This is a genomic window from Mycobacterium sp. NAZ190054, from assembly GCF_001545925.1.
GTDB lineage: Bacteria > Actinomycetota > Actinomycetes > Mycobacteriales > Mycobacteriaceae > Mycobacterium.
On the sequence record NZ_LMVQ01000169.1, the window covers coordinates 1 to 8051 of the forward strand.

Genomic DNA, 8051 nt, shown 5'->3' on the forward strand with positions numbered 1-8051 from the left:
GCGCCTCCTTTACCGCACCTTGTATCGGGTGGGGTTCACACCATGGGACGGGCACCCCATGGCCGGCAGCCTCACGTCCCTCGTCGAATCCGGTTCCCTGACCCCCACCACCGCACTCGACCTCGGCGGGGGTGGTGCTCGGGGTGCCGCTGCTGACGTCGCTCGGCACGGCCGCCGGGTGGCGGATGCCGTTCGTCGTGCTGGCGGTGCTGGCGGCGGTCACGCTCGCGCTACTGGCCAAGGCGCTGCCCGCGGTCGGCCACGATCCCGGTGCGCATCCGGTCCGGCCGCAGGGCCGGGGCCGGCTGATCGCGGTGGTGACCTCGAACATGCTGGTGTTCCTGGGCCAGTTCACGGTGTACACGTTCATCAGCGTGCTGCTGTTGACCGGCGGTGTGACGCCTGCCTTCATCGGGCCGGTGCTGCTCCTGTGCGGTGCCTGCGGTCTGGCCGGTCTGTGGTACGCGGGACGGGGCCTGGACCGCGATCCGCGCCGGACGACGGCCGTCCTGCTGGCGGCGTCGGCGGCCGGTGTCGCGGTGCTGAGGGTCACGTCCTCGCTGTTATGGGCGACCCTGCTCGCGATCACGGTGTGGTGCACCGCATTCGGTGGGGTGCCGTCGATCTATCAGGCCTGCGCGGTACGCATCCGCGCGGTGTCCCCGGAGCGGGCCGGTGCGTGGGTCAACGCGACGTCCAACGCGGGGATCGCCGGCGGCTCGGCCATCGGCGCAGGTCTGCTCGGGACCGCCGGCCTGTCGTCCCTACCGTGGGCCGGCGCGGCGCTGATCCTGCTGGGGATGGCAGTGGCGATGTTGTCGCGCAACGCTTTTCCATCGGAGCCGTGACGGTCATCCGGCCGCGTTGGGTTTGAGCGGCGGGCAGTTGCCGCGGGCGTCGGCCGCGAGCTCGAAGTGCCAGATCTCGTTGGCGTAGATCTGGCACAGACCGAACCGGGCACCGTTGGCGATGAGCCAGTGATCCGCCTCGGCCGGTCCGATGTCGATGGCCTGGCCCAGGACATGCTTGGAGACCTCCGGCGTGGCGACCAGTTCGGCGGCCCGCTGCACGCTGCCGTACGTGCGGACGGCGTCGTCGAACAATCGCTGCTGGAAGCCTCGCGACCGCCAGCCCGAGGTCACCCTCAGCTGCACACCGTCCGCCTCGGCAGCCCGGGCGGCGTTCTGCACGGCGTCCAACAACGCCGGATCAAGTTGGGACAGAATCGGATTGGCGGTGTCGAACGGCGAGAGCATGGTGCCGTCGGCGAGCCAACCACCGGTGGTGTCGACGGCTGCCGGACCGATCGACAGCGTGTCCCCGGGTGGTGCGGGCAGCGGCGGAGGCGGCGGCACCACGATGCTGGTCTGCACGAGCATCACGTCCGGCGAGTGACCGCACGCCGACAGCAGTGTGGCGGCGAGCGCGCCGCCGATCGCGGCGAGCGCGCGCGCCGGGCACGGGGCAAGGCGCGTCACGGGCCGGCCGCCAGGATGCAGAACTCGTTGCCTTCCGGGTCGGCCAGCACCACCCAACTCTGCTCGCCCTGACCGATGTCGACGTACCGCGCGCCCAGTCCGACCACCCGCTGCACCTCGGCGTCCTGGTCGTCGGGCGTGAAGTCGAAATGGATGCGATTCTTCACGGCCTTGCCCTCGGGCACCGCCAGGAACAACCAGTCCGGCCCGACACCCCCGGGAGCTCGCAGCGCGACGTCACCGTCGCCGGCGTCCTCGGCCGGCCACCCCAACACCTGCGACCACCACGCCGAAAGGGCCTGCACGTCGTTGGCGTCGACGCAGATGTCGCTGAGCCTCAGACCCATTGCGCCAGTTCCTTCTTCAAGACCTTGCCCATCGCGTTGCGCGGCAGGTCCGCCACCACCCGAACCTCCCGCGGCCGCTTGTGCACCGAGAGCTGCTGCGCCACATACTCGCTCAGCTCGCCGGGGCGGCCGTCGCCGACCACGAACGCGATGATGCGCTGTCCCAGATCCTCGTCGGGGGCGCCGATCACCGCGGCCTCGCGCACCCCGGGGTGCTGCAGCAGCACCGTCTCGATCTCCCCGGCGCCGATCCGGAAGCCGCCGCTCTTGATCAGGTCGACCGACTCGCGGCCGACGATGCGGTGCATGCCGCCGGCGTCGATCACCGCGACGTCACCGGTGCGGTACCAGCCGTCGGCGCCCAGCACCTCGGCGGTCGCGTCGACGCGGTTGAGATACCCGTCGAACAGCGTCGGACTCTGCACATGCAGGTGCCCGATCGATTCGCCGTCGTGCGGGACTCCGGTGCCGTCGTCGGAGACCAGCCGGGTCGTCACCCCCTGCAGCGGCAGGCCGACCCACCCGGGCCTGCGCTCCCCCGCCACCAGGGTGCTGAGCGTGATCAGGGTCTCGGTGCTGCCGTAGCGCTCGACGGGCTGGTGCCCGCTCAGCGACGCGAGCCCGTCGAACACCGGCACCGGCAACGCCGCGCTGCCCGACACCAGCAACCGGGCCGGCGCCAGCGCCCGCGCCGCGTCACCGTCCTCCACGATCCGGGACCACACCGTCGGCACACCGAACAGCAGAGTTCCGCCGAGTTCACCGACCGCCTGCGCGTAGGCCTCCGGTCTGGGCTTGCCGGTGTGCACAAACCGGTTCCCGATCCGCAGGGAACCCAGCAGCCCCAGCACCAGACCGTGCACGTGGTACAGCGGCAGACCGTGCACGAGCGTGTCCTGCGGTGTCCACTGCCAGGCCTGCGCGAGCATGTCGATGTCGGCGGCGATGGCCCGCCGGCTGACCACCACCCCTTTCGGCAGCCCGGTGGTGCCCGAGGTGTAGATGATCAGCGCAGGGGCGTCCGGCGCCGGCTCGGCATACCGGTGCCACGACCGCGCGTGCAGTCGCACCGGGATGTGCGGCAGCCCCTCGGCCTCGTCAGGCAAGTCGCCGAGCCAGGCCTGCGCGCCGGAGTCGGTGAGGATGTGGCGCCGCTCGGCGGCGCCGACGTCGGCGGGCACCGGGACGACCGGCACCCCGGCGATCAGGCAGCCGGTGACGGCCAGCACGGTCGCGGCGGTCGGTGTGGCCAGCACGGCGACGCGCGACGCCCCGGCCACCCGTTCGGCCACCGATGTCGCCGCACCCACGAGGTCACTCCGGCTCAACGACACTCCGTCGATGCGCACCGCATCACCGAGATCGGCCCCGGCCGCGCCGGCCGCGGGGTTCAAGGACGCCAGCAACACAGGAAATGAGGCTACTCCCCGCCGCTGGTCATACTGGTGCGGTGGATTCCATCCGGGGCGTGGGGACGCGCGAGGTGTACCGCAACAACTGGTTGACCCTGCGCGAGGACCAGATCCGCAGGCCGGACGGCAGCGACGGGGTCTACGCGGTGGTGGACAAGCCGACGTACGCGCTGGTGATACCGCGCGACGGGGACCGTTTCCACCTCGTCGAGCAGTTCCGGTATCCGATCGGACTGCGACGGTGGGAGTTCCCGCAGGGCACCGCACCGGGTCGGGCCGACGTCGACGGCGCCGAACTCGCCGCCCGGGAGTTGCGGGAGGAGACGGGTCTGATCGCGACGACGATGACCGAGATCGGCGTGCTCGACGTCGCACCGGGGATGAGCAGCCAGCGCGGCCGGGTGTTCCTGGCCACCGGAATCACCGAGGGCCCGCACGAGCGGGAACACGAGGAGCAGGACATGCGCAGCTCCTGGTTCGCCCGCGCCGAACTCGAACAGATGCTGCGCGACGGGACCATCACCGACGCGCAGACCTTGGCCGCGTGGACCCTGATGCTGCTCAACGGTCACTGAGAAGCCGAATACCGGCTGCGCGAACGTCATTCGGGAGCCATGGCCGATACCAACCCGTGATCCAACCGTGCCCGAACGGACCGTGTCGATCGGGCACCTTGACGGGTAGGGCAATTAAGTTTCAGTTGCCAGACCGACAACCTGTGAGGGAGCCATGCCGGCGCGACGTGCGCGTGCATCAGCATCCGCGACCTTCGTCGCGGCTGCATGCGTGTGCGCGCCGGGCACCGCACAGGCCGCGACGCCCGAGTGGAGCGGCCGGTACACCGTGGTGACGTTCGCGTCCGACAAGCTCGGCACGAGCATCGCCGCCCGCCAGCCCGAACCCGATTTCAGCGGCCAGTACACGTTCAGCACGTCGTGCGTGGGCAGCTGCGTGGCCGTCGCGTCGGACGGTCCGGCGCCGTCGAACCCGACGATTCCGCATCCGCCGCGCTACACCTGGGACGGCAGGCAGTGGGTGTTCAACTACAACTGGCAGTGGGAGTGCTTCCGCGGTGCGGATGTGCCGCGGGAGTACGCCGCCGCCAGATCGCTGGTGTTCTACGCCCCGACCGCCGACGGCACGATGTACGGGACGTGGCGCACCGAGATTCTGGAGGGAATCTGCAGAGGCACGGTGATCATGCCCGTCGCCGCGTATCCCGCGTAGCCGGTCAGTCCACCAGTGCCCGCACGAAGAACGCGAGGTTCGCGGGACGCTCGGCCAGTCGCCGCACGAGGTAGCCGTACCACTGCGTGCCGAACGGCACGTAGACGCGGATGTGGCTGCCGGACTCGGCAAGTCGGCGCTGCTCGGAGTCACGAACGCCGTACAGCATCTGGTATTCGAAATCGTCGACGCCGCGGCCGAACTCGCGCGCCAACGCGGGTACGGCGCCGATGATCTCCGGATCGTGGGACGCGACCATCGGGTACCCGTTGCCCGCCATCAGGATCCGCAGGCACTGCAGGTAGGAGTCGGTGACGTCGTCGCGGTCCCGGAACGCCACCGAAGCGGGTTCGTCGTAGGCGCCCTTGCACAACCGGATCCGCGCCCCGCGCGCCGCGAACTCCGCGCAGTCGCCCCGCGAACGTCGCAGATACGCCTGCAGTACGGTGCCGACCCACCCGTAGTCCACCCGCAGGTCGCGCACGATGGACAACGTCGAGTCGGTGGTCGTGTGGTCCTCGGCGTCGACGGTCACCCACACACCGGCGCGTCCGGCGCGTTCGCAGATCGCGCGCGCGTTCTCCAGCGCGATCTTCTCGCCGTCGCGCGGCAACGCCTGGCCCAGCGCGGACAGCTTCAGCGACACCTCGGTCGGCGACACCTTCGCGCCGGCGTCACCACGGGCCCCCAACGCGTCGATCACCTCCAGGTACGCCGCGACGGTCGCGGCCGCGGTGTCGGCGTCGACGACGTCCTCACCGAGATGGTCGACGGACACCAGCCGGCCTGAATCACGCAGGTGCCCAACCGACGTCATCACATCGGTGAGCGTCTCGCCCGGCACGAAGCGGCGCACCACCTCGCGCGTCACCGACACCCGTTCGGCGGCCCGCCGCAGCCCGTCGCGCCGCGAGGCCGCCAGGATCACCGGCCGCGCGACCGCGCCGAACACGCCCATGGCTACACCTCCATGTGCGGATAGATGTGCGCGGTCGCGGGCACGAACGTCTCCTTGATCGACCGCGCCGAGGTCCACCGCAGCAGGTTGAGCGCCGAACCCGCCTTGTCGTTGGTGCCCGAGGCCCGTGACCCGCCGAAGGGCTGCTGCCCGACCACCGCTCCGGTCGGCTTGTCGTTGACGTAGAAGTTGCCGGCGGTGTGCCGCAACCGTCGTTGGGCGGTCAGCACCGCGGCGCGCTCGTCGGCGATCACCGCGCCGGTCAGTGCGTAGCGGGCCGTGGTGTCGACGACGTCGAGGATGCGCTCGTAGTCCTCGTCGGGGTAGACGTGCACGGCCAGCAGCGGCCCGAAATACTCGGTGCGGAACGCCTCGTCGGCCGGGTCGTCGGACAGCAGCACCGTCGGCTGCACGAAATAGCCCTCGCTGTCGTCGTATTCGCCGCCCACCGCGATGGTCACCCCGGCGGCGCTCTTGGCCCGCTCGATCGCGGTGACGTTCTTGGCGAATGCGCGTTCGTCGATCAGCGCGCCGCCGAAGTTGGTCAGATCGGTGACGTCGCCGTAGCGCAGCGCCTCGGTGGCGTCGAGGAAGTCGTCGCCCATCCGCTGCCAGACCGACCGCGGAATGTAGGCGCGCGACGCGGCCGAACACTTCTGCCCCTGATAGTCGAACGCGCCCCGGATCAGCGCCGTGCGCAACACGTCCGGCTGCGCCGACGCGTGCGCGACGACGAAATCCTTGCCTCCGGTCTCACCGACCAGGCGCGGGTAGGAGTCGTAGCGGTCGATGTGTGAGCCGACCTCGCGCCACAGGTGCTGGAACGTCGCGGTGGAGCCGGTGAAATGGATGCCCGCCAGTCGGCGGTCGGTGAGCAGCACCTCCGACACCGATTTCCCGTCGCCGGTAAGCATGTTGATCACGCCGGGCGGCAGGCCCGCCGCTTCGAGCAGCTGCATGGTCAGGTACGCCGCGAAGGTCTGGGTCGGCGACGGCTTCCATACCACGGTGTTGCCCATCAGCGCGGGCGCGGTGGGCAGGTTCCCGGCGATCGCGGTGAAGTTGAACGGCGTGATCGCGTAGACGAAGCCCTCCAGCGGACGGTAGTCGGTGCGGTTCCACACCCCTTTCGCGCTCAGGGGCTGCTGGGCCAGGATCTGCCGGGCGAACGCGACGTTGAACCGCCAGAAGTCGACGAGCTCACAGGGCGCGTCGATCTCGGCCTGGTATGCGCTCTTGGACTGACCGAGCATCGTCGCCGCGGCGACCTTCTCCCGCCACGGACCGGCCAGCAGATCCGCGGCGCGCAGGAACACCGCGGCGCGCTCGTCGAACGGCGTGGCCTCCCATCCGGGTTTGGCGGCCACGGCCGCCTCGACGGCGGCGGCCGCCTCGGTGTGCCCGGCGTTGGTGAGCACCCCGAGACGTTCGGAGTGACGGTGGGGCTGAACCACTTCCACGGTGTGGCCGTCCCCCATCCGGTGGGTACCGCCGATGACGTGCGGCAGGTCGACCGGTTCGGCGGCGAGGTCGGTCAGGGCGTCTTCGAGCCGGTGGCGTTCCGGGGTCCCCGGGGCGTAGTCGTGCACCGGCTCGTTGGCCGGCAACGGCACGTCGGTTATCGCGGTGATCGCAGTCATGGTGCGACACTGGCCCACCGGCCGCCGGAATGCGATGGCCGATCGGACAACCGATGGCACACTTGTTGGTGGAATCGGACAAAGGAGCCGCGATGGTGTCCACGCCGGCGGGTCTCGGTCTCGGTCAGCTGCTGCTCGCGCTGGACCGGACCATGGTCACGCTGGTCGAAGCACCGCGCGGCCTGGACATGCCGGTGAACTCGGTCGCCCTCGTCGACGCCGACGACGTGCGCCTGGGCCTGGCGGTCGGTCCGGGTTCGGCCGATCTTTTCTTCCTGCTCGGGGTGTCCGACACCGAGGCACTGAGCTGGCTCGAACAGCACGGCGACCGTCCCGTCGCGATCTTCGTCAAGGAACCGAGCCCGGCCGCCGTTGCCCGCGCGGTCGCGCTCGGCACCGCCGTCGTCACCGTCGATCCCCGGGCCCGCTGGGAGCACCTGTACCGCCTGGTCAACCACGCCTTCGAGCACCACGGGGACCGCAGCGACCCGATGCGGGATTCGGGCACCGATCTGTTCGGGCTCGCGCAGTCCATCGCCGACCGGACCAGGGGCATGATCTGCATCGAGGACGCCGACAGCCACATGCTGGCCTACTCGGCCAGCGACGAGGCCGACGAACTGCGCCGGCTGACGATCCTGGGCCGGGCCGGGCCGCCCGAGCACCTCGAATGGATCGGACAGTGGGGCATTTTCGACGCGTTGCGCGCCGGACCCGACGTGGTCCGCGTCGCCGAGCGTCCGGAGCTGGGTCTGCGGCCACGCCTGGCCGCAGGCATCCACCTGCCCGCCGATCCCGGCCACGCGCCCCGCTTCGCGGGCACCGTCTGGTTGCAGCAGGGTTCGGCACCGCTGGCCGACGACGCCGATGTCCGTGAGGCCGGCGCACGCATCCGGCTGATCTCCGACGGCGACGTCGCCGGCGCCATCTCGGCCTGCCGGCCCAACTCGGGCACCGACCTGCTCGTCGGCATCGGCGGAACGCCCGAG

Annotated in this window: 9 protein-coding genes; 4 read left to right on the forward strand and 5 right to left on the reverse strand. The window is 70.6% G+C overall.

The genetic code is table 11. From position 1 onward, the window contains the following. Positions 1–143: 143 nt before the first annotated feature. The gene (locus ASJ79_RS13655; protein WP_197420204.1) at positions 144–848 is read left to right on the forward strand and encodes an MFS transporter; all 705 of its coding nucleotides are present in this window, start codon (positions 144–146) and stop codon (positions 846–848) included. 3 nt (positions 849–851) lie between these two features. On the opposite strand, the gene ASJ79_RS13660 is transcribed toward ASJ79_RS13655, so the two are convergent. The 3 genes from ASJ79_RS13660 to ASJ79_RS13670 all read right to left on the reverse strand — a co-directional run bounded on the left by ASJ79_RS13660 (position 852) and on the right by ASJ79_RS13670 (position 3234). After that, positions 852–1379 carry a M15 family metallopeptidase gene (locus tag ASJ79_RS13660; protein WP_156448431.1) on the reverse strand — a complete coding sequence of 176 codons (528 nt, stop codon included), beginning with the start codon at positions 1377–1379 and terminating at the stop codon, positions 852–854. Positions 1380–1474: 95 nt separating this feature from the next. Then, positions 1475–1825, reverse strand: a complete 351-nt coding sequence (locus ASJ79_RS13665) for a VOC family protein (RefSeq protein WP_067955984.1) — start codon at positions 1823–1825, stop codon at positions 1475–1477. Further along, a complete protein-coding gene (locus ASJ79_RS13670) occupies positions 1816–3234 on the reverse strand; it encodes an acyl-CoA synthetase (protein WP_067955986.1) in 1419 nt (472 codons plus the stop codon). The genes ASJ79_RS13665 and ASJ79_RS13670 overlap by 10 nt, the downstream gene beginning before the upstream one ends. A gap of 41 nt (positions 3235–3275) precedes the next feature. Between ASJ79_RS13670 and ASJ79_RS13675 the strand changes: the two genes are divergently transcribed. Both ASJ79_RS13675 and ASJ79_RS13680 read left to right on the forward strand, forming a co-directional pair. Further along, positions 3276–3812 carry an NUDIX hydrolase gene (locus ASJ79_RS13675; RefSeq protein ID WP_197420205.1) on the forward strand — a complete coding sequence of 179 codons (537 nt, stop codon included), beginning with the start codon at positions 3276–3278 and terminating at the stop codon, positions 3810–3812. 154 nt (positions 3813–3966) lie between these two features. Next, on the forward strand, positions 3967–4464 hold the full coding sequence (locus ASJ79_RS13680) for a hypothetical protein (protein WP_067955990.1): 498 nt from the start codon (positions 3967–3969) through the stop codon (positions 4462–4464). 4 nt (positions 4465–4468) lie between these two features. Here the strand turns inward: ASJ79_RS13680 and ASJ79_RS13685 are convergent, their stop codons facing one another. Continuing rightward, positions 4469–5422, reverse strand: coding sequence for a proline dehydrogenase family protein (locus ASJ79_RS13685; protein ID WP_067955992.1), 954 nt, complete (start codon positions 5420–5422; stop codon positions 4469–4471). Positions 5423–5424: 2 nt separating this feature from the next. After that, positions 5425–7053 (reverse strand): L-glutamate gamma-semialdehyde dehydrogenase, encoded by a 1629-nt coding sequence (gene pruA / locus ASJ79_RS13690; RefSeq protein WP_067955994.1) that lies wholly within the window; start codon positions 7051–7053, stop codon positions 5425–5427. 101 nt (positions 7054–7154) lie between these two features. Here pruA and ASJ79_RS13695 point away from each other — a divergent pair. Further along, positions 7155–8051, forward strand: an 897-nt coding sequence (locus ASJ79_RS13695) for a fructose-bisphosphatase class II (RefSeq protein WP_156448430.1), incomplete at its 3' end; no start/stop codon positions are given.

What these genes read in the sequence shown, in the direction of transcription:
- ASJ79_RS13660 (WP_156448431.1), bottom strand. Translation starts at nt 1,379, where the DNA reads ATGCTCGTGCAGACCAGCATCGTGGTGCCGCCGCCTCCGCCGCTGCCC.
- ASJ79_RS13665 (WP_067955984.1), bottom strand. Translation starts at nt 1,825, where the DNA reads ATGGGTCTGAGGCTCAGCGACATCTGCGTCGACGCCAACGACGTGCAG.
- ASJ79_RS13680 (WP_067955990.1), top strand. Translation starts at nt 3,967, where the DNA reads ATGCCGGCGCGACGTGCGCGTGCATCAGCATCCGCGACCTTCGTCGCG.
- ASJ79_RS13685 (WP_067955992.1), bottom strand. Translation starts at nt 5,422, where the DNA reads ATGGGCGTGTTCGGCGCGGTCGCGCGGCCGGTGATCCTGGCGGCCTCG.